This is a genomic window from Moritella sp. 5, from assembly GCF_018219455.1.
Taxonomy (GTDB): domain Bacteria; phylum Pseudomonadota; class Gammaproteobacteria; order Enterobacterales; family Moritellaceae; genus Moritella.
Genome location: NZ_CP056122.1, coordinates 4,826,370 through 4,846,449 on the forward strand (window position 1 = coordinate 4,826,370; position 20,080 = coordinate 4,846,449).

22 protein-coding genes are annotated in these 20,080 nt (G+C 41.4%); 16 read left to right on the plus strand and 6 right to left on the minus strand.

Annotated features, from left to right (window positions below):
• Positions 1–34 precede the first annotated feature (34 nt).
• Positions 35–493, minus strand: a complete 459-nt coding sequence (locus HWV01_RS21605) for a DUF1772 domain-containing protein (protein ID WP_211673429.1) — start codon at positions 491–493, stop codon at positions 35–37.
• Positions 494–795: 302 nt separating this feature from the next.
• Here HWV01_RS21605 and HWV01_RS21610 point away from each other — a divergent pair, with 302 nt between their 5' ends.
• From HWV01_RS21610 to HWV01_RS21620, 3 genes are all read left to right on the plus strand, one after another.
• Positions 796–1,395: a TetR/AcrR family transcriptional regulator gene (locus HWV01_RS21610; protein ID WP_211673430.1), complete on the plus strand. Its 600-nt coding sequence runs from the start codon at positions 796–798 to the stop codon at positions 1,393–1,395.
• A 103-nt stretch (positions 1,396–1,498) separates the two neighbouring features.
• Positions 1,499–2,731, plus strand: a complete 1,233-nt coding sequence (locus HWV01_RS21615; protein WP_211673431.1) for an NADH:flavin oxidoreductase/NADH oxidase family protein — start codon at positions 1,499–1,501, stop codon at positions 2,729–2,731.
• Between the two features lie 198 nt (positions 2,732–2,929).
• Entirely contained in the window at positions 2,930–3,343 is a 414-nt protein-coding gene (locus tag HWV01_RS21620) for a hypothetical protein (RefSeq protein WP_211673432.1), read from the plus strand.
• Here HWV01_RS21620 and HWV01_RS21625 read toward each other — a convergent pair.
• The gene (locus HWV01_RS21625; RefSeq protein WP_211673433.1) at positions 3,330–3,689 is read right to left on the minus strand and encodes an HMA2 domain-containing protein; all 360 of its coding nucleotides are present in this window, start codon (positions 3,687–3,689) and stop codon (positions 3,330–3,332) included. The two genes, HWV01_RS21620 and HWV01_RS21625, sit on opposite strands and share 14 nt — an antisense overlap.
• Before the next feature lie 133 nt (positions 3,690–3,822).
• Between HWV01_RS21625 and HWV01_RS21630 the strand changes: the two genes are divergently transcribed.
• From HWV01_RS21630 to recG, 13 genes are all read left to right on the plus strand, one after another.
• Positions 3,823–4,161, plus strand: a complete 339-nt coding sequence (locus HWV01_RS21630; RefSeq protein WP_211673434.1) for an HMA2 domain-containing protein — start codon at positions 3,823–3,825, stop codon at positions 4,159–4,161.
• Entirely contained in the window at positions 4,151–4,939 is a 789-nt protein-coding gene (locus HWV01_RS21635) for a YtxH domain-containing protein (protein WP_211673435.1), read from the plus strand. The genes HWV01_RS21630 and HWV01_RS21635 overlap by 11 nt, the downstream gene beginning before the upstream one ends.
• A gap of 3 nt (positions 4,940–4,942) precedes the next feature.
• Positions 4,943–5,248: a magnetosome protein MamC gene (locus HWV01_RS21640; protein ID WP_211673436.1), complete on the plus strand. Its 306-nt coding sequence runs from the start codon at positions 4,943–4,945 to the stop codon at positions 5,246–5,248.
• A complete protein-coding gene (locus tag HWV01_RS21645; protein ID WP_211673437.1) occupies positions 5,241–5,531 on the plus strand; it encodes a YtxH domain-containing protein in 291 nt (96 codons plus the stop codon). Before HWV01_RS21640 ends, HWV01_RS21645 begins: the two co-directional genes overlap by 8 nt.
• A complete protein-coding gene (locus tag HWV01_RS21650; RefSeq protein ID WP_211673438.1) occupies positions 5,528–7,588 on the plus strand; it encodes a heavy metal translocating P-type ATPase in 2,061 nt (686 codons plus the stop codon). Before HWV01_RS21645 ends, HWV01_RS21650 begins: the two co-directional genes overlap by 4 nt.
• A 125-nt stretch (positions 7,589–7,713) precedes the next feature.
• Positions 7,714–8,073, plus strand: a complete 360-nt coding sequence (locus HWV01_RS21655; RefSeq protein WP_211673439.1) for a glutathione S-transferase N-terminal domain-containing protein — start codon at positions 7,714–7,716, stop codon at positions 8,071–8,073.
• A gap of 286 nt (positions 8,074–8,359) precedes the next feature.
• Positions 8,360–9,490, plus strand: a complete 1,131-nt coding sequence (locus tag HWV01_RS21660; RefSeq protein WP_211673440.1) for an S-(hydroxymethyl)glutathione dehydrogenase/class III alcohol dehydrogenase — start codon at positions 8,360–8,362, stop codon at positions 9,488–9,490.
• 166 nt (positions 9,491–9,656) lie between these two features.
• Positions 9,657–9,986: a multidrug efflux SMR transporter gene (locus HWV01_RS21665; RefSeq protein ID WP_211673441.1), complete on the plus strand. Its 330-nt coding sequence runs from the start codon at positions 9,657–9,659 to the stop codon at positions 9,984–9,986.
• 126 nt (positions 9,987–10,112) lie between these two features.
• Positions 10,113–10,739 carry a guanylate kinase gene (gene gmk / locus HWV01_RS21670; RefSeq protein ID WP_211673442.1) on the plus strand — a complete coding sequence of 209 codons (627 nt, stop codon included), beginning with the start codon at positions 10,113–10,115 and terminating at the stop codon, positions 10,737–10,739.
• 59 nt (positions 10,740–10,798) lie between these two features.
• Positions 10,799–11,074 carry a DNA-directed RNA polymerase subunit omega gene (gene rpoZ, locus HWV01_RS21675; RefSeq protein WP_211673443.1) on the plus strand — a complete coding sequence of 92 codons (276 nt, stop codon included), beginning with the start codon at positions 10,799–10,801 and terminating at the stop codon, positions 11,072–11,074.
• Positions 11,075–11,330: 256 nt separating this feature from the next.
• Complete coding sequence (gene spoT / locus HWV01_RS21680; RefSeq protein ID WP_211673444.1) at positions 11,331–13,451, plus strand: bifunctional GTP diphosphokinase/guanosine-3',5'-bis pyrophosphate 3'-pyrophosphohydrolase; 2,121 nt, start codon at positions 11,331–11,333, stop codon at positions 13,449–13,451.
• A 193-nt stretch (positions 13,452–13,644) separates the two neighbouring features.
• Complete coding sequence (gene trmH / locus HWV01_RS21685) at positions 13,645–14,331, plus strand: tRNA (guanosine(18)-2'-O)-methyltransferase TrmH (RefSeq protein WP_211673445.1); 687 nt, start codon at positions 13,645–13,647, stop codon at positions 14,329–14,331.
• Positions 14,332–14,457: 126 nt separating this feature from the next.
• The gene (gene recG / locus HWV01_RS21690) at positions 14,458–16,530 is read left to right on the plus strand and encodes an ATP-dependent DNA helicase RecG (protein WP_211673446.1); all 2,073 of its coding nucleotides are present in this window, start codon (positions 14,458–14,460) and stop codon (positions 16,528–16,530) included.
• Between the two features lie 27 nt (positions 16,531–16,557).
• Here recG and HWV01_RS21695 read toward each other — a convergent pair whose 3' ends face one another.
• The 4 genes from HWV01_RS21695 to HWV01_RS21710 all read right to left on the minus strand — a co-directional run bounded on the left by HWV01_RS21695 (position 16,558) and on the right by HWV01_RS21710 (position 20,029).
• A complete protein-coding gene (locus HWV01_RS21695) occupies positions 16,558–17,457 on the minus strand; it encodes a bifunctional GNAT family N-acetyltransferase/hotdog fold thioesterase (protein WP_211673447.1) in 900 nt (299 codons plus the stop codon).
• A gap of 36 nt (positions 17,458–17,493) precedes the next feature.
• Positions 17,494–17,931 carry a D-aminoacyl-tRNA deacylase gene (gene dtd / locus HWV01_RS21700; RefSeq protein WP_211673448.1) on the minus strand — a complete coding sequence of 146 codons (438 nt, stop codon included), beginning with the start codon at positions 17,929–17,931 and terminating at the stop codon, positions 17,494–17,496.
• Positions 17,932–17,992: 61 nt separating this feature from the next.
• Positions 17,993–18,967, minus strand: a complete 975-nt coding sequence (gene pip / locus HWV01_RS21705) for a prolyl aminopeptidase (RefSeq protein ID WP_211673449.1) — start codon at positions 18,965–18,967, stop codon at positions 17,993–17,995.
• A 105-nt stretch (positions 18,968–19,072) separates the two neighbouring features.
• On the minus strand, positions 19,073–20,029 hold the full coding sequence (locus tag HWV01_RS21710) for a virulence factor BrkB family protein (RefSeq protein WP_211673450.1): 957 nt from the start codon (positions 20,027–20,029) through the stop codon (positions 19,073–19,075).
• Positions 20,030–20,080: the final 51 nt, after the last annotated feature.

Here is a 20,080-nt window from a genome sequence, read left to right on the forward strand (position 1 = left end):
CGTTCGTCCGACACCTATTCTTATTTGTGGGATATTACTTGATTGATTTTTTGGTCACAGCCAAAATAGAAGTAACTAAAGCTGCAATAGCAAAAAATATTCTTTGCCAATGTAACGTTAGCCAAGTTGATAGCTCATTACTTACGCGAGTAACATCAATTGTTTGCTCTGCAAATGAAGTATTTGTTGGCACATAGTAAATTGGATAATACAACATATTCGCCAGCATGAAAATAATAGTCAAGAACCATAATTTTCTATTTTCAGTGCTTAAACAACACGTTAAAACAGCCAAAATAAGAACGCCGGGTCCAAATGGTACCATTACGCTACCGATGAGATGTCCATAAGTTGAAAACCAATCTAAGAATAATTGCGGTTCAGAAAGTTGCCAAAATGGCACTAAAACAATTGCAATTAAAATCATAGCACCTATAAATGAGCCATTTAAGGCAATGACTAATACTTGCATTATTTTATTGATTTGTTTCATACTTACTCCTGAATGAATGGAAAGTACATTCATACCTACTTTTATATAGCATCAATATACGCGCTTAATTAACCACACCCACCATCCAGCCACAAGTATATCCCGATGAATTTACCAATAACTTACAGTCAATTTACAGCAACTTACAAAATAGCTAATGAGGTTGTTCATGAAAATGATCAATTCATACTTCCAAGCCTTCAGCCGATAGGAATTAGTTAGGCGGCGCAAAATAAAGAAATTATATTTACACTCGATCTTTAACGATTGCATTTCAAGACGATCGGTCATAGAATGACCAAATGCCAAGACCTAAACAAAACGAACATACTCGCGAAGCCCTGATTGAAGTTGGTATCAAGCATATCTCTCAACACGGTTATCACGGCACTGGGATAAAACAGATCCTAGATGAGCTAAAAGTACCGAAAGGGTCCTTTTATAATTACTTTAATAGCAAAGAAGCTTTTGTTGCCGAGCTTATCGAAGCCGATATGCACGCCAATGCAAAAGAAATTCAACCGCTATTGGATAACACGAACCTGAACCCAATTGAAAAATTGCGGGCGCTATTCGAAAAAGCTCGCCAAAAATACAGCGAGCAACAAGGCAAGCAAGGTTGCTTGGTCGCGAGTGTTGCCAACGACATTGGTGATTCAAGTGTATTATGCCAACAAGCAATGCAACGTTCGGTGAAGGCATTAAACCAATTATTATCAGGATTAATCAGCGATGCGCAAGCACAGCAATTGATCCGTACCGACCTACCCGAAAAACAGTTGGCGACATTAATGTGGACAGCATGGGAAGGCAGTTTAATCGAAATGAAGATCGCCGGTAATACCGATAATCTTACTCAGATCACTGATTTCATTTTTGATGACATTTTAAAAGCCGACTAGCTAACGAACACGCAAACAGCGATATTATCAGTCGAATTGTAATATCGCTTTTTTAAGTCCCGAAGTTAAGACGACCGGTCTAATTATTGAAACAGGATTGATAATGACAACAGCAATTACATTACAACAAGGTTTTACCTTAAAAAATGGCACGTTTATTAAAAACCGTTTATTTAAGTCAGCAATGAGTGAACAGCTTAGTGATGCCGAACATAACCCATTACCGGGACTTGCTACGCTTTATCACACTTGGGCTCTCGGCGGTTTAGGATTATCAATGACCGGTAATCTCATGGTTGATCGCAATGCATTAGGCGAACCAAAGCAAGTCGTGTTAGATGAACAGAGTGATTTAACTGAGTTTAAACGCTGGGCTCAACAAGGCAGTGTTAACGATACCCAACTGTGGGCACAACTAAATCATCCCGGTAAACAAACACCGAATTTTATTAATGCAGAGCCTGTTGCACCGTCGGCGATCGCACTGACAAACGGTTTAGAAAAAGGCTTTAATACTCCGCGCGCACTGACAGAATCAGAGATCTTGAATATTATTGGTCAGTTCCAAACCAGTGCCAAATTAGCTAAGCAAGTCGGCTTTACAGGTGTACAAATTCACGGAGCACATGGTTACTTGGTTAATCAGTTCTTGTCTCCACGTCATAATCAACGTGACGACCAATGGGGTGGCAGCATTGAAAATCGCATGCGCTTTGTATTATCAATCTATCAAGCAATACGTGCCGAAGTAGGTGACGCATTCCCAATTGGTATTAAACTGAATTCTGCCGATTTTATGCGCGGTGGTTTTACCGAAGAAGAATCCATGCAAGTCGTCAAAGCATTATCTGATGCAGGCATCGATCAAATTGAGATCAGTGGTGGTACTTATGAAAGCCCAACGATGACCGGTCACAAAGTGAAGAAGTCAACGTTAGCGCGTGAAGCTTACTTCCTTGCTTATGCTGAAAAGGTGCGTGCTATTACCGATACACCATTAGTTGTGACTGGTGGTTTTCGTTCAAGTAAAGCTATGCTTTCTGCACTACAAAGTAACGCAACAGATTTTATTGGACTAGCACGCCCAATGTCGTTAGATACCCAGTTGCCGAATAAACTGATGGCATCTGATGACCACAAGATTAGTTTACCGAACTTAACCACAGGTGTTAAAGCCATTGATCGCATCGCGATGTTAAACATTACGTGGTACGAAGCCCAGCTTGCGCGTATTGCTAAACAGCAGCAGCCAAAAGCCAATTTAGGTACTTGGCCAGTATTTTTCAAAACTCTCTATGGCGCAGGTATCTACGCATTTAGAAAACGCCGTGCTTAAGCAGAAAGGACACAATATATACGCCTAGAATATTTCTAGGCGTAGGAAGATAACTTAATTAAAATGAAGCTCTGATAGCTTAATTCAGATCACTAATTTCATGCTTCATGACATAAAAAAAATATAAATATAGGAATGAGATTTATTTGCAGTTGGTAACTTGTTAGATTATATAAAAGTCAGCAAGTAGGCATAGCTATGAGTGCAAAAAAAGCATTAAAGAAATTAAAAAAACAAAGCAAGAAGATTGAAAAAAAATCGCTAAAACAACTACATGAATTATCCAAAATCACGACTCAAGTCGCGGCTAATAACAGTGACTGGCACCACGAGATCAAGGATTTATCGCAAGACGTCATTGCCAGTATGATGTCAGAATTAAAAACACCGTTAGAACCTGTTATATCTTGGTTTAAAGAAGGTTCAGATAATGTTGAGTACAATAAAGAAGTTATTGCGAGTGGCCAAATACTAACGCTGGCTAAACATCAACAACGCACAGCAACTCGATCCGTGCTTAATATTCCGTTGAAATCACCCGCTTGTAAAAAATGTCCAGCACGAGCAAATGGAATATGTAAATGTGCAGCTAAAAAATTTAAAAACTCATAATCATACGACTAACGGAGGGACCAACTAAACGTTTTAATGCTATTGTAGCTAAACCTTTGGTTAGCGTTTTTGCACCATTAACCACCGCGTTTTCAACAAATGAGGGGTTTTCATCACTTTTAGTCCACTCATGCGTCTCTAAAATCTCTAACAAACTGTCACAATCAAGCTCTTCACGATCAAAATGAATTGCTACTGAACCTGCATGATATTTATGCTTAACATTCGAGATCGCATCTATTTGCTGCAATTGTTCAATCAATGCCATAACGGCCTTTGGATTATGGCGAATATAGTCGGATCTGACGCGTAATCGTTGGGATGTTTTGTGAATATACGTGTTCATAACTACTCAAATGCAAGCGATAATGATTATCAATAAGGTAACATCAAAGTTGACCCTGCGCAAAGAAAACTCAATCAAATTCAATTAACAATTGATCACTATTCGCATCCACCCTCTTCTTATATATAATTTTATGATGAAAGATAAAATCAAAAAAGCTTTAAAAATAAGACGTTGGTTAACGCTAGCGCACCACATCCCAGGACGTATCCGACTTAAATACAAGATGGGTATTATGGCCCATTTGGTGACGATAAAAGTCACTGACATTGAGCAAGCGTTAGCTGATATACCTGCGTTTAAAAATTATAAAATAAACAGCGATACAGGTAGCATTCTGATTGAATACGATGCAGGCATCATCAAACCAGAATTTATCAACCAGTTGTTTTCAGAATCAGAGGTCGACGTGCAACAAGCTTATTTGAATATTGCTGCAAGTCTTAAGATGGATGGAGTAAATGATGAGTGATGGTCCTAAATACGGTTCACACGATATCCCTTATACACAGAACACCGAGCAGTCAGACCCTTATGCTACTAATGGTGGATATTCACCTTACATGATGCCTGTATACGGTTATAACCACCCAGGTATGCACCCAAGTATGCACCCAAGTATGCACCCAAGTATGCACCCAGGTATGCACCCAGGTATGCACCCAAGTATGCACCCAAGTATGCACCCAGGTATGCAACCAGGTATGCACCCAGGTATGCACCCAAGTATGCACCCAAGTATGCACCCAGGTATGCAACCAGGTATGCACCCAGGTATGCATCCAGATTCACACGCTGGTATGCATCCAGGTTCGCACCCAGGTATGCATCCACAGCAAGAACCCCCTGCTCAGCAACAAGAAGAAAACAATGCTTTCATTGAACAAGCCCAAGCTATGCTTGAAGGTGTGCTCGGCGAAGAAGTTGGAATGTTTAAAGACTTATTAGGAAACTTTGGTATGAATGATAAAGAATTTTGGAAAGGCGCTATGGTTGGCGCGGCAGCAGCCCTACTACTAAGCAACGAAAACGTACGTGGCAAATTAGTCGATTTAGTTGCTGGTGCTGGTGATATGCTTAAATCAGGTGGCTCAAGTGTTAAAGATACTGCAACGCAAACAGCTGCATCAGTAAAAGATAATGTATCAACAAGCGGCGAAATTTTCCGCGATACATATACCGCTGGCAAACAAGGTTTTCAAGAATCTGTTGAGCGTCATAACGTAGAACAACCTAAAACTGAAAGCTAAATTATGAGTAATTCATCAGACAAGTTAAGTGCAAGCCATCGAGCTATGCTCATTGGTGCAATGGCTGGCGGTGGAGCTTCATTAGCTGGCCAATGGCGTGATCACCAAAATGGGACATTAGCAACCAATGATGTCGCGATGAATGCTGCAAAATCGGCAATTAAGGCGGGGGCTATCAGTGGAACATCTACCTATATAGCCGAAAATATGGCAGGTCGGCCAGCATTATCTTTATTCACAATATTAAGTGTAGGCGCAGCTGGCTTATACATGATAGATCAAATGTCGGAAAGGAAAAAACATGAATAATAAACCACCTTATTCACCTTATTACGGTTATCCGCAAGGTGAAGTGAAACAGGCTCCTAGTTACAAGCAACAAAACAATAAAACCCACTTTGCCATGGGTCTTGCAGCTGGTGCTGCCGTTGCTTATTTATTATCTAATAAAAAATTCCAACAGGGTGTTAGCTCAACAGGCGAAAAGGCATGGTCAGCTGTGCGTGGTGAAGTCGAAGAGTTAAAAGAACGTCTAGAAGACACACAAGCAGAATTAGATTACTACCGTAACTTAAATAAAGGCGAAAAATGATCGACTTGGTCGTTAAGCACCACTTGTCAGGACGTATCCGTTTTAAAGTACCAGCTCTGCGCCAACACTCTGATATTGAAGAGTGGATTAAGCAAAGTTTACTCGCAATCCAAGGGATCAGTGATGTACGAATAAATCAAGCGGCTGCATCTATTATCGTGCATTATGATACGCAAATATTGCATGTAGATACTCTCGAAGCTCGTTTAGCACAACTTGATTTTACTCAAGCAGAACAAACTGAAACAGAGCATCAATATACGCGTGGCGACATTGCCATGAATGTTATTGGTACACTTTCAACCGCTTTATTACCAAATAAGTGGGGCGCACTAACAACCGCAACACTGGTGGCACCGACCCTCTTTGAAGGCATTAATGAGATCAAAGAGAAGCGTATTTCTGTTGAGGTTTTAGATGCTATTGCTGTTGGCTTATCCATCTGGCGTGGGGACTATAAAACAGCGATGGTCACGCAAAGCTTAATCAGCTTAGGCGAGTATATGGAACAGAAAACCTGCCGAAACAGTGATCAACTACTGGCTGAACTCATGCATCCTCAACAATCTGTCGTGTGGCGTATTGACGAATCAGGAAAAATCCAAGTTAACTCAGATGAACTTATTACTGGCGATATAATTGAGCTTGCTCCAGGTAATGCAATTCCCATCGACGGTACTGTAATATCAGGTGCTGCACTGATTAACCAATCAGCCCTTACTGGTGAAAATGTTCCTGTTAGACGTGAAGAGGATGCCATTGTTTATTCCGGCTCTAGTGTATACGAAGGTACGATTAAAGTACGTGTCGATAAAATCGGAAGCGAAGCAACCACAGCAAAAATTGCACAGTTAATTTACGATTCGCTAAGCGAAAAAAGTGAAACTCAGCAAGTCACTCAAGAGATGGCAGATCGCCGCGTTAAAATCACCTTAGGTATCGGGGCTGCAGTGTTTGCTCTAACTCAAGATATTAATCGCGTTGCTTCAGTTTTTCTTGTCGATTACTCCTGTGCTCTAAAACTAAGTACACCAGTTACATTTAAGTCGATAATGTATCGAGCTGCACAAAATGGTATTTTACTCAAAGGCGGCAGCGCGATTGAAAAAATAGTCAAAGTTGATACTTGTGTATTTGATAAGACTGGCACCTTAACGTACGGTGATATGGAAGTGACAGATGTTGTGCCGTTTTGCCAAAACAACGATGCCCGTGATTTATTGGCAATTGCAGCGTCTGTAGAAGAGCACAGTAATCACCCATTATCACAGTCCGTGGTCAATGCAGCAAAACACAATAAACTCCCACATATTGAACACGGTGAAGTGGAATATGTTATTGCCCATGGCCTTAAAAGTACTCTCAATGGGCACTGTCTTGTTATGGGTAGCCGTCACTTCCTTGAAGCACATAAAAATGTAGACTTTATTCCATTTGAAGAGCACATTCGTAAACTTGAAGAAATGGGGCGTCATTTAGTTTTCATTTCCCATCAAGGTAAGCTTATTGGAATGATTGGGTTACGTGATCATTTGCGTGAAGACGTAAAAGATACACTAAATAAGCTACGCCACTTAGGGATTAAAGAGCTAATCATGATCTCTGGTGATCGCGCTTATAAGGCACAAACACTTGCAGATGAACTCAAACTTGATCGCGTTTATGCCGAAGCTACACCTAAAAGCAAAGCCAGTATTATTGAGCAACTCAAACAAGCTGGTAAAACAGTGATGTTTATTGGTGATGGCGTCAATGATGCGCCCGCATTAACTGCTGCCGATGTTGGTATTGCTATGTCTAAAGGCACAGAACTAGCAAGGCAAGCCGCTGATGTAGTGTTATTAAAAGATACGCTTTATGGTGTCGCTGAAACACGCCAATTGGCACAAATTGCAATGTCGATGATCAACTCAAACATTAAAGCCGCTGAATATGTTAACAGCGGTATTATGTTAGCAGCAGCGCTCGGAATGCTAAGCCCCGCGATGAGTGCACTACTTCATAACGGTACCACCCTCGCGATCCTTGCTCGTTCCGCGGCATTAAAGAATGGCTAGCACTTAATTACTATCAAAAAATAAATACCACATAAAATATATCCAATATTTATTATGTGGTATTTATTCGAACGAATATGCTAGCATTACACTCCATTATTAGCCCTCTTAACAGGACCATATTCATGAAAGTTATTCGCTGGCTACTAGGCCGTCTAATTTTAACGCTTAATTTCATCTTCACGCCAAAAAGCATGAAACGCCCAGCTGATGCACAAGCAAAAGTTGATAGCGAGATCAATAACATGTCACTTTACCAATTTGAAGCTTGCCCATTTTGTGTAAAAGTACGTCGTAGCATGAAGCGTTTAAACTTAGATATCACCGTACGCGATGCTAAAAACGATGCGACATTTGGTAACGAGCTAGAGCAACAAGGCGGTCGCCGTAAAGTACCTTGCCTACGTATTGAAGAAAATGGTCAAGTGCAATGGATGTATGAATCAAATGACATCATTGCGCATTTAGAAAAGAAATTTGCTTAATTAAATGGCGCCCATCCAAGTTAATTAATGTATGAAAAGCCTGATAACAATATCAGGCTTTTTTATGATAAATAAAATCATCTCGCCGTAATAACCCAACATACCAGCCATTCGATTTCAATTTTAACCTAATCACTACGAATACCCTCACATTATTACCATATAGTAAAAGTAATTTACTATATTATAGGATTATCAATATCTGAGAAATAACTATAATGGCTCCAACAAAACGAGGGACCTCAGTGTTACCTCCCGACTGACAGTATAAATTAGAGAGAACAACATGACTGACAAATTTATTAAATCAAAAGCGGCTATTGCCTGGGGCCCTAACCAACCACTTTCTATTGAAGAAGTAGATGTGATGTTACCCCGCGCAGGTGAAGTATTAGTACGTATTATCGCAACTGGCGTATGTCACACAGACGCATTCACTATGTCAGGTGATGATCCAGAAGGTATCTTCCCAGTAATTTTGGGTCATGAAGGTGGCGGTATCGTTGAACAAATAGGTGAAGGCGTAACAAGCGTTGAAGTTGGCGACCATGTCATCCCACTTTACACTCCAGAATGTGGTGAATGTAAGTTCTGTAAATCAGGTAAAACTAACCTTTGTCAAAAAATTAGAGAAACTCAAGGTCAAGGCCTAATGCCAGATGGCACGACGCGTTTTTACAAAGACGGTCAACCAATCTTCCATTACATGGGCTGCTCAACATTTTCTGAATACACAGTATTACCAGAAATTTCATTAGCAAAAGTAAACAAAGAAGCACCATTAGAAGAGGTTTGTCTATTAGGCTGTGGTGTAACTACCGGTATGGGTGCGGTACTTAATACTGCCAAAGTACAAGAAGGCGATACAGTGGCTGTATTTGGTCTAGGTGGTATAGGTCTTTCTGCGATTATCGGCGCTCAAATGGCAAAAGCAGGTCGTATCATTGCTATCGACATTAACGAAAGCAAGTTCGAACTGGCCCGTCAATTAGGCGCAACAGATTGCATTAACCCGAAAAACTACGACAAACCAATTCAAGACGTGATCGTTGAATTAACGGACGGTGGTGTTGACTACTCATTCGAATGTATCGGTAACGTTGACGTCATGCGTTCGGCATTAGAATGCTGCCATAAAGGTTGGGGTGAATCGATTGTTATCGGCGTAGCCGGTGCGGGTAAAGAGATCTCAACCCGTCCATTTCAACTGGTAACAGGCCGTGTATGGCGCGGTTCTGCATTCGGTGGTGTGAAAGGTCGTTCAGAGTTACCAGAAATAGTAGAACGCTACATGGCAGGTGACTTCAAACTAAACGATTTCATTACTCATACGATGAGCTTAGAAGATATTAACAAGTCATTTGAATTGATGCACAAAGGCGAAAGCATCCGCACCGTCATTCACTTTGATAAATAATATCTTTGGTAAAAATAATATCGTTGGTGATCGAACCTTCGATAAGTCATACATCTAGCCGTCATAAATTAACAACTTTATGGCGACGCCTTCACACCTTATTAAACGTGTGAAGGCGGCTTTTAATTGTCAAAATTTTTATATTAAATCGTGAGCAGGTATCGTTATGGGTTGGTTATTTCTTTTATTAGGCGTATTGGCAGAAGCCACATCACACGTAGCACTGAAAGCAACCAATGGATTTAGCAACTTCTGGCCCAGTGTCATTGTTATCTTTGGCCACCTACTCGCCTTTTTATTTTTAGGGCAAGCCGTTAAAAATTTACCCGTGGGTATTGTGCATGCATCATGGGCTGGATTAGCGATTATTTTGGTTACCTATATGTCGAGCTTAGTCTACAAACAACACCTCGATACTAAAGTTTGGATCGGCATGTTATTTATCGCAGTCGGCATTGCCTTAATCAATCTGTCATCGACCCCACACTCCCATTAAGCTGTTTTACTAACAGTTTCCAGCACTTTTTTGTGTGTTGTGACAGAGTAAAGTATGAAAGCAGTTTAATTCTTCCTTGTACTTATGCTATCTTGGGCCGCTTTTAACGCTAATCAAAGGCTCACCATGGCACGTAAAGGCACTCTATTTATTGTATCCGCTCCAAGTGGCGCAGGAAAATCAAGTCTTATCAAAGCACTTCTAGATGCAAACCCAAGCAGCGATATGAAAGTGTCTGTATCTCACACGACTCGAGCAATTCGCCCTGGTGAAGTTGACGGCATTCATTACCACTACATCCCTGTAACAGACTTCAAACAACAAATCGAAAACAATGAGTTTTTTGAATGGGCTGAAGTATTCGGTAATTACTACGGCACATCTCGTGTAACGATTGAAAAAACACTTGCTCGCGGTATTGATATTTTCCTCGATATCGATTGGCAAGGTGCGCGTCAAATAAAAGAACAAATTGCGGATGCGCGTGGTATTTTTATCCTGCCTCCAAGCCGTGAAGAGTTAGAGCGTCGTCTAAATAGTCGCGGTCAAGACAGCGACGAAATTATTGCAAGCAGAATGGCTGAAGCAGAAGCTGAAATGTCACACTATAATGAGTATGATTACCTTATTATTAATGACGATTTTTCGACTGCATTAGAAGATCTTCACGCGATTGTTCGTGCAGAAAGACTCAGTTCAACAAAGCAAGCAGCAAAAAACAACGTAATTATGAAAGATTTGCTGGTTAAGTAGGCAAAAATAAAGTATAGTTTCTCGTCATTTTTTAGACTTAATTCACTGGGAGTTCCTGCATGGCACGCGTAACCGTAGAAGATGCTGTACAACAGGTTGGTAACCGTTTCGACCTAATATTAATGGCGGCACGTCGCGCTCGTCAATTACAGATTCATGGTAAAGAACCTCTAGTAGCACCGGAGAATGATAAACCGACTGTAATCGCCCTTCGTGAAATTGAAGCGGGTCTAATTAGCAACGAATTAATGGATGCTGGCGACCGTCAAGAGCAGCAAGAGCACGAAGCACAGCAAATTGCAGCAGTAGCAGCAATCGCTGAAGGCCGTGGCTAATACCTAATCATCTTTTCGATGATTTTATAAAAAAGGTGCAATATGCACCTTTTTTAATGCCTATGATCCACCCAAAAATGGTCTTTATGGGTTTTTATATATGTTTAAACTAAAAATCCCGAAGCTGCTGATTCTAGATTGAGTTGGCATAAATATTAAGAAGATATAAATTTAAAGGTGCAATTAGCTCCACTTTTGATTATCTTGCTAATATTATCACCTTATTTATATCAACTTTTTAGTGACGAGGCAGTACTTGCATATATTCGCAAATTTAAAAGCAACGACATCAACCTACCTATCGGTTGAACAAGTCGAACTCATTGAACATGCTTATTTAGTCGCGCGGGAAGCGCATCTACCTCAAAAGAGAAGCACGGGTGAACCTTACATTATTCACCCAGTTGCCGTTGCTGAAATTCTTGCTGATATGCGCCTCGATCATAAAACCATTATGGCGGCACTGCTCCATGATGTGATTGAAGATACAGAAACAACCCAAGAAGACCTTGCGTCATTATTCGGTGATACCGTTGCTGAATTAGTGGAAGGTGTTTCTAAACTTGATAAGCTTAAATTCCGCGATCGCAAAGAAGCACAAGCGGAAAACTTCCGTAAAATGTTCATGGCGATGGTACAAGATATACGCGTTATCTTAATCAAACTGGCCGATCGTACCCATAACATGCGAACCCTTGGTGCCTTAAGACCAGACAAACGCCGTCGTATCGCCAGTGAAACCTTGGAAATTTTTGCGCCGATCGCTAACCGCCTTGGTATTCATAATATTAAAAATGAATTAGAGGAATTAGGGCTAGAGGCCATGTACCCAATGCGTTACCGAATCCTGACTGAATCGGTAAAATCAGCACGTGGTAATCGCAAAGAAGTGATGTCTAACATCCGCCAAGAAATTGAAGGCCGTTTAGTTGAAGCAGGCGTCCCTGCGAAAACAGATGGTCGTGAAAAACTCATCTTTAGTATCTACAACAAGATGAAAAAGAAACGCGTCCAGTTCCATGAAGTTGTTGATATTTACGCATTCAGGATCATCGTTGACGACCTTGATACTTGCTACCGTGTACTGGGTCAAATGCACAGTTTGTACAAACCAAAGATAAGGCGCTTTAAAGATTACATAGCCATTCCAAAAACCAATGGCTATCAATCTTTACATACCTCATTAGTGGGTCCACACGGAGTGCCACTTGAGATCCAAATCCGCACTAAAGATATGGACCTTATGGCTGACCGTGGTGTTGCTGCACATTGGTCATACAAACAAGGCGCAGACAAAATTAATACCAATGCACAATTACGTGCACAGAAGTGGATGCAAAGCTTACTCGAATTACAGCAAAGTGCTGGTTCGTCATTTGAATTTATTGAAAGTGTGAAAACTGATCTGTTTCCAGATGAAATTTATGTTTTCACACCGAAAGGTAAGATCATCGAGCTACCACGTGGTGCGACACCCGTAGACGTCGCTTATTCAATCCATACCGATGTTGGTCATACTTGTGTTGGTGCCCGTGTTAATCGCCAGCCACATGCGCTAAGCCAACCATTGAAAAATGGTCAAACAGTTGAGATTATTACCGCGCCAGGTGCGCGACCAAATGCAGCATGGTTAAACTTTATTGTCACAGGAAGAGCCCGCGCTCGTGTCCGTCAGCAATTGAAAAACATGCGTACCGAAGATTCAATCATTCTAGGTCGTCGTTTATTAAATCACGCATTAAGCGGTGTTAAAGTCGATGACATTGACATCGAAAACTTAAACCAAGTACTCGAAGATACCAAGTGTGAAAATTTAGATGCCCTGCTTATCGAGATCGGTCTCGGTAACATGATGAGCATCCTGATTGCCCGCCGCCTGCAAGGTCGTGTTGATGAACTGACCGACCTTTCACCACGCTCGGAAGAAGATAAAATGCCAATTAAGGGCGCTGAGGGCATGCTAGTTAGTTTTGCGAACTGCTGTCATCCGATTCCAGGTGACCCAATTGTTGCCCACTTAAGTCCTGGCAAAGGTTTAGTTGTGCATATTGAAACCTGTCGTAATATTCACGGTTATCAAAATGAACCGGACCGCTATATCCCTGTGGAATGGGATGACAATATTGATCCAAGCCAAGAGTTTAAAACCGAGATCCGTATTCAAGTTGTTAATCACCAAGGTGTATTAGCAAAATTGACCAATACTGTAGCATCGACAGGCGCCAATATTCATAACATTGTTACCGATGAAAAGGATGCTCGTGTTTATAACGTTGATATACTCATTACCGCAAAAAACCGTAAACATGTAGCAGATGTAATGAAGAAGATACGCACCCTGCAGGATGTACTAAAAATATCACGCAGTTATAATTAAGCATTCAATGAACAATGTGAATGTATGTATAACAAAGTGCTAGTTTGCTGATAACGAAGCCGTTGTAAAATACGGCTTCGTTATATAAACGCCATTCAACCGACCCAGACCCGCCTAAGCTAAGTTCAGATATTCGCATTAGCCCGTGATTTGGGTATAATACCTCGCCAATTAAATCTGATAGAGTAAGACCATGACCCCAGAACGTCTCGAACGCATCACTAAAATGCTCCAACACCGCCAACCAGATCTTACTGTTTGTATGGAATCTGTGCATAAACCACATAACCTTGCAGCCGTAGTAAGAACTTGCGATGCAGTTGGTGTCAACAATGTTCACGCGGTATGGTCTGTACGTCCAACAAAGGTATCTGGAGGCACTGCAACAGGTAGCCAAAACTGGGTAAAAGTACACTCTCACGATAACATTGCTGAAGCAATCAAAGAATTAAAAGCCCAAGGCATGCAAGTACTTGCAACTAACCTGTCTGATACTGCTGTTGATTTCCGTGAAATTGACTACACCAAACCAACTGCGATCTTAATGGGTCAAGAAAAGACTGGTATCAGTGCAGAAGCATTGGCACTTGCCGATCAAGATATCATCATCCCTATGGTTGGTATGGTGCAATCGTTAAATGTATCAGTAGCAACTGCGACGATCTTATATGAAGCACAGCGTCAACGTGACAATGCTGGCATGTACCAAGGCGAAAGCAAACTATCCGCTGAAGAACAGCACAAAATCTACTTTGAAGGTGGCCACCCTATCTATGCAAAAGCATGTAAACGTAAAGGTTTAGCTTACCCAGCATTAGATGAAGAAGGTCAAATTGTTGCTGACGAATCGTGGTGGGATGCACTGCGTAGTTCAAACTAGAGCGACTTAAATTATGCTTTGCATTTAATGAAATAATGCAAAGCTAGCATGCTCCATATCGTAGTAGCTTGAGTATAAATCTTCTGATAATATATGTTTATATGTACAGTAGATTCGAGAGTGATTATGCGACTAGATAAGATCCCGGTTATCGAATTAAAAGGTGTTGGCGCCAAAATGGCCGAGAAATTAGCAAAGCTGAACTTAGTCACAGTTCAGGACCTGCTATTTCATCTGCCAAGCCGATATCAGGATCGTACGACCATCTATCCGATTCAAGAGCTTTTACCCGGTCTACACGGTACTATCGAAGGTGAGATCGTCAGTTGCGATGTCACGTTTGGTAAACGTAAAATAATGTCTTGTAAAGTCAACGACGGCACAGGCATCATCACCTTATTATTTTTCCATTTTAATGCCGGACAAAAAAACAGTTTCAGTGTCGGAAAAACAATTACCGCATTTGGCGAGTTTCGCCGAGGCCGCTTTGGTTATGAAATTGTCCATCCGGAATATAAACTTGCGCATGCTACCAGCTCAGAAATGAGTGAAGAAACGCTAACACCTGTATATCCTTCAACAGATGGGTTAAAGCAGCTTACCTTACGAAATCTAACAGACCAAGCACTGCAACACTTAACACAAACGACATTACAAGAGCTATTACCTGAAGGTTTATACACAGGACAAATCGAGTTAAATCATGCAATCCAACTATTGCATCGACCAACACCCGATGTCTCACTTGAGCTGCTAGAACAAGGTCAACACCCTGCGCAGCAACGCCTTATAATTGAAGAGCTACTGGCGCAAAATATCAGCATGCTGCAATTACGCAAAAAAATGCAGCAGCATCCCGCAATCAAATTGCAGTCCAGCAAAACAATTACTGATAAATTTTTGGCACAATTACCTTTTACGCCAACCAATGCCCAACAACGTGTTGTTGCTGAAATCCAACAGGACCTCCAGAAAGCCTACCCTATGATGCGTTTGGTTCAAGGTGACGTTGGGTCAGGCAAAACCCTCGTTGCAGCCTTAGCGGCCCTTCAGGCTATCGGTAATGGCTATCAGGTGGCATTGATGGCTCCAACTGAAATATTAGCCGAACAACATGCACTTAATTTCAAAGGCTGGTTCAATCAGCTGGGTATCAAAGTCGGCTGGTTATCTGGTAAACAAAAAGGTAAAGCGCGAGAAGCGGAGCTAGAATCGATTGCTAGTGGCGAAACGCAAATGATTATCGGCACCCATGCTATTTTTCAAGATGCAGTAAAATTCTTAAATTTAACCTTAGTCATTATTGATGAGCAACATCGCTTTGGTGTAGAGCAACGTCTTGCCCTACGTGAAAAAGGCGCGGTCAGTGGTTTATACCCGCACCAATTATTTATGACAGCAACCCCTATCCCACGCACCTTGGCCATGACCGCTTATGCAGATTTAAATACCTCGGTCATTGACGAATTACCACCAGGGCGAACCCCTATTACCACGGTGGTGATGCCCGATAGTAAACGCGGAAAGATCATCGAACGGGTTGAATTAGCCGTTAAAAATGAAGGCCGTCAAGTCTATTGGGTATGTACTCTTATTGAAGAATCAGAGGTGTTAGAGGCCCAAGCCGCTGAAGATACCGCTAATGATTTACAAAAAATGTTGCCCGATTTACGAATTGGTTTAGTACATGGCAGAATGAAAGCCATTGAAAAACAATACGTAATGGAAGCTTTTAAGAACAAGCAGTTGGATTTATTAGTCGCAACCACTGTTATTGAAGTCGGTGTTGATGTGCCAAATGCAAGTTTGATGATTATCGAAAATCCAGAGCGTTTGGGTCTGGCACAATTACATCAGCTACGTGGTCGAGTCGGCCGTGGGAAAGTGGCCAGCCACTGCGTATTACTTTATCACGCACCACTTTCCGATACCGGCAGTAAGCGATTATCGGTATTACGGGAAACCACAGACGGATTCAAAATTGCACAGCGAGACCTCGAGATCCGTGGCCCCGGCGAGATGCTCGGCAGTAAACAAACCGGTATTGCAGACTTAAAAGTGGCAGACTTAGTCCGCGACCAACAACTTATTCCTCTAGTCCAAAATATTGCTCGCCACTTACTGCAACAGCATCCCGATAATGCCCATGCGATCACCCTACGTTGGATGGCAGACAAGGACATTTATTCCAACGCTTAACCTGTCATTTAATAAACGGCGCTAACGCTAGGCACCGACAGGTATAACAACGAAGGTCGCACTGAAAACCGCGGCCAATTTCGGGCCACTGTAAACGTCAACGTCAATATCCAACTTGGCATTACGCCCTTCTAATAATTCCAGCAAACTGCCCTTCATCCGATATTTATGTGCCACAGCAAAGGGTTCCAAATTAATAGGGCGTTTATAATTAATAGAGCCTTTCGACAGTACGATATTCCCCAATAACCCCTGCTCTTTTAACATTAACCAAACTAATCCCCAGCCTGTTAGCGTCGCTTGGCTATAAATACTGCCAGCAAACATGGTATCGTGAACATTCACATTGGCATTTAATGGCGCCGCAGTTTCAAATCGCCAACCACTGTACTGACGAATATTAATGCCCATGTGTTGGCTAATCGGGATCTTGGTTGCCCATTCTTGTTGTAGCTCAGCGCACCAATCTGGATGTCGTAAAATCTTATCCATGGCATTCACTTCTTTAATCATCTGACGATGACGAACACCTTCACTAATTTGGCCACTTCCCACTAAAGAAAAACCGCATTTTTCATAAAACGGCACCGCTTCAACACGTGCATTCATGACAATGCGTTCACTACCTGCCTTGTAAGCTTCATCTTCTAAAGCCGAGATCAGTAAACTGCCTAAGCCCTGCTTACGGTGATTAGGATCAACGGCCATATAGTGAATCTGAGATTCATCCGCACCCGCGGTATAAATCCGCCCACACGCGATGGGTGTGCCAGCATTATTCAAGATCATACGATGTTCGCTGTGCTCATCATAGATATCTTTTTCACTACCACGCGGACGTTGTAATGGTGCTCTTAATAGCGACCAGCGTAAATGATAATAATCTTCTAACTCTTGTTCCGTTTCAGGTATATGCACATGAAACATATTCTCTCCTTGTCTATTATCACTCATGGTTGCAGTCTACACTTGCAGCCAAAAAGTAACCGGTCCATCATTGACTAACGACACTTGCATATCTGCAGCAAAGCGCCCAGTCTCTGTCGTTATTTCTTTTTGATGACATTGACCAACAAAATATTCATATAAATGACTGGCATCAGCAGGAGCAGCAGCAGTCGAAAAGCTCGGCCTTGTACCAGAATTAGTGTCTGCCGCTAAAGTAAATTGCGATACCACTAACAGTTCGCCATTGACTTGTTGAACATTTAAATTCATTTTATCGTCTGTATCACTAAAAACGCGATACGCTAATAATTTTTCACATAAACGCTTGGCTTTCGCCTCGGTATCACCTTTCTCGATGCCTAATAACACCACTAAGCCTTGGCCTATTTTACCGATAACTTCGTCTTCAACGGTTACATCTGCTTTGCGCACACGCTGGATCAATGCGATCATGCCATTCCTCAATAATCATTATTAAAATTTAATGTTATTGATAATACCGAAACTCCTTAAATTAATCACTGACAAACTCAAACGCAATAATCTCAGCCATGAGTTCTGTTGCTTTTCGTAACGCATCTATCATGCCAGGTTCACAATCAAAATGACCCGCATGAGGCACAATAAACAGCTTAGCTAATGAGAGGTGCTGACATAATTCGTACGCAGGCCCCAACGGATTAGAGATATCAAAGCGCCCATGCACCATGATTATCGGTAAATGTGATAATGAGTCTAGACACTTAAAAATATAATTGTCAGAAATAAAACAATTTTTCGAAAAATAATGACATTGTAGCGTCGACATACTTAACGCCACATCCGCATCAATCAGATCAACTTTATTGCGGAACTCAGGATGTGGATTACCAATTTGCGCTTGCCACTCTACCCAATCTTTTGCCGCTGCCATTTTTTCTATTTCATTATCACTGACTAACAACTGACTATATGCAGAGAGTAAGGCACCATAATCCCTTCCATTAGCACGGCTAACTAGCTGCTTAAAATGATCAGGAAATAACTGTGCAGCACCACCCGATGCTGAAAATTGCCACGTTAAATCCTGATTACGCGCTAAAAATAAACTGTGTAGTATTAAGCCTTGTACCTTATCTTGATGGCTCAAGCTATACAGTAACGCTAACGTAGCCCCCCAACCTTCACCGAATAATACGCAACGACGAATATCTAACAGCGTTAAGATAGCACTAATATCCTGCAATAAATCTTGGGTAGTATTGTCTTCAATACAGGCATACGGTTTAGAGCGCCCACAGCCACGTTGGTCAAACAAAATTATTCGGTATAGCTTAGGGTCGAATAAACGTCTATCATCTTCCAGAACCCCCTTACCGGGACCGTCATGCAGAAATAATAGCGGTATACCATCAGGATTACCCACTTCCTCAATATAAAGACTGTGCAAGGGACTTACAGATAAATGATGTTCAGCATAATGCTGAATGGCCGGGTACAGTCCAATCATAGCAATATCAACCTCTTATCCACAACAAAAGACACTAGAGGTTGATAGCTAAACCTAACATTAGCGCAACAATGTTAACCCGCTTGCGTATTAACTTTGCCTTACTTAGTTAGAGCTGTCATCCATAGATAGATGTTTTTGCTGTTGATTTTGTGACTGTTGTTTCAATTTTACCTGTGCTTTTTTATGCTCATCAAACTCTGTTAATGACGCGGTAATTTCAGCCCCGAGTAAGACAATCAACCAGCACAGGTAAATCCAAACTAATAAGATAGGTATAGTTGCTAATGCGCCATAAATCACTTCATAAGAGGGAAATTGTACTAAATACCAAGTAAAGATCCGTTTGATACCTTCAAATAACAAAGCACTAATCGAGGCGCCAATAAATGCATAAAGTAACGGTACGTGACGATGAGGAATAACCACATACATCACAAATAAACCCAATGTACCCAGCAAGGCAGGCACCAACTTTAACAGGCTAACAATCCCGGTCACTTCAGTCACATCAGAAACAAACGATAAGGATAATAAATAAGACGAAATACCTAAACTAATGGCAATAAATAATGGACCAAAAGTTAATATCAACCAATACACCGCAAATGATAAAAAGAAACTACGTTCAATTTTACAACGCCAAATATGATTAATGTGTTTATCAATGGTATTAATTAACAGCAATGCCACCATAAACAGCGCGCCAGAGCCAATCGAGGTCATCTTGCCTGTATTGGCAACAAAATCCTGTAAATACTCTTGAATCGTACCCGTCGCATGTGGCACTAAATTGGTATATAAAAATGCTTCAACACTTTGCTGCCAACTTTCAAAAATAGGAAAAGCCGACATCACCGAAAATACGACAGTGATTAATGGGACGAGAGAAAGTAACGTTGTATACGCTAACGCACTCGCGTTAACCGTGATCCGGTCATCACTCACGCGTTGACCTAAATAGCGCAAAAATGCAAAGCAATTTAACAAAAATAACCACAACACGATTTTAGTTTTTGCCAACCACAGCAGTAGCGGATATTGATAAGATGACTTAACCACAGGTTCCCTCCCTGGTAATTTTAAGGTAAAAAAAAGGTGATACCTAAGTAT

Bases quoted from the DNA above. Each gene is read 5' to 3' on its own strand.
- HWV01_RS21605 (WP_211673429.1), bottom strand. From the start codon at position 493: ATGAAACAAATCAATAAAATAATGCAAGTATTAGTCATTGCCTTAAAT.
- HWV01_RS21610 (WP_211673430.1), top strand. From the start codon at position 796: ATGCCAAGACCTAAACAAAACGAACATACTCGCGAAGCCCTGATTGAA.
- HWV01_RS21615 (WP_211673431.1), top strand. From the start codon at position 1,499: ATGACAACAGCAATTACATTACAACAAGGTTTTACCTTAAAAAATGGC.
- HWV01_RS21620 (WP_211673432.1), top strand. From the start codon at position 2,930: ATGAGTGCAAAAAAAGCATTAAAGAAATTAAAAAAACAAAGCAAGAAG.
- HWV01_RS21625 (WP_211673433.1), bottom strand. From the start codon at position 3,689: ATGAACACGTATATTCACAAAACATCCCAACGATTACGCGTCAGATCC.
- HWV01_RS21630 (WP_211673434.1), top strand. From the start codon at position 3,823: ATGATGAAAGATAAAATCAAAAAAGCTTTAAAAATAAGACGTTGGTTA.
- HWV01_RS21635 (WP_211673435.1), top strand. From the start codon at position 4,151: ATGATGAGTGATGGTCCTAAATACGGTTCACACGATATCCCTTATACA.
- HWV01_RS21640 (WP_211673436.1), top strand. From the start codon at position 4,943: ATGAGTAATTCATCAGACAAGTTAAGTGCAAGCCATCGAGCTATGCTC.
- HWV01_RS21645 (WP_211673437.1), top strand. From the start codon at position 5,241: ATGAATAATAAACCACCTTATTCACCTTATTACGGTTATCCGCAAGGT.
- HWV01_RS21650 (WP_211673438.1), top strand. From the start codon at position 5,528: ATGATCGACTTGGTCGTTAAGCACCACTTGTCAGGACGTATCCGTTTT.
- HWV01_RS21655 (WP_211673439.1), top strand. From the start codon at position 7,714: ATGAAAGTTATTCGCTGGCTACTAGGCCGTCTAATTTTAACGCTTAAT.
- HWV01_RS21660 (WP_211673440.1), top strand. From the start codon at position 8,360: ATGACTGACAAATTTATTAAATCAAAAGCGGCTATTGCCTGGGGCCCT.
- HWV01_RS21665 (WP_211673441.1), top strand. From the start codon at position 9,657: ATGGGTTGGTTATTTCTTTTATTAGGCGTATTGGCAGAAGCCACATCA.
- gmk (WP_211673442.1), top strand. From the start codon at position 10,113: ATGGCACGTAAAGGCACTCTATTTATTGTATCCGCTCCAAGTGGCGCA.
- rpoZ (WP_211673443.1), top strand. From the start codon at position 10,799: ATGGCACGCGTAACCGTAGAAGATGCTGTACAACAGGTTGGTAACCGT.
- trmH (WP_211673445.1), top strand. From the start codon at position 13,645: ATGACCCCAGAACGTCTCGAACGCATCACTAAAATGCTCCAACACCGC.
- recG (WP_211673446.1), top strand. From the start codon at position 14,458: ATGCGACTAGATAAGATCCCGGTTATCGAATTAAAAGGTGTTGGCGCC.
- HWV01_RS21695 (WP_211673447.1), bottom strand. From the start codon at position 17,457: ATGTTTCATGTGCATATACCTGAAACGGAACAAGAGTTAGAAGATTAT.
- dtd (WP_211673448.1), bottom strand. From the start codon at position 17,931: ATGATCGCATTGATCCAGCGTGTGCGCAAAGCAGATGTAACCGTTGAA.
- pip (WP_211673449.1), bottom strand. From the start codon at position 18,967: ATGATTGGACTGTACCCGGCCATTCAGCATTATGCTGAACATCATTTA.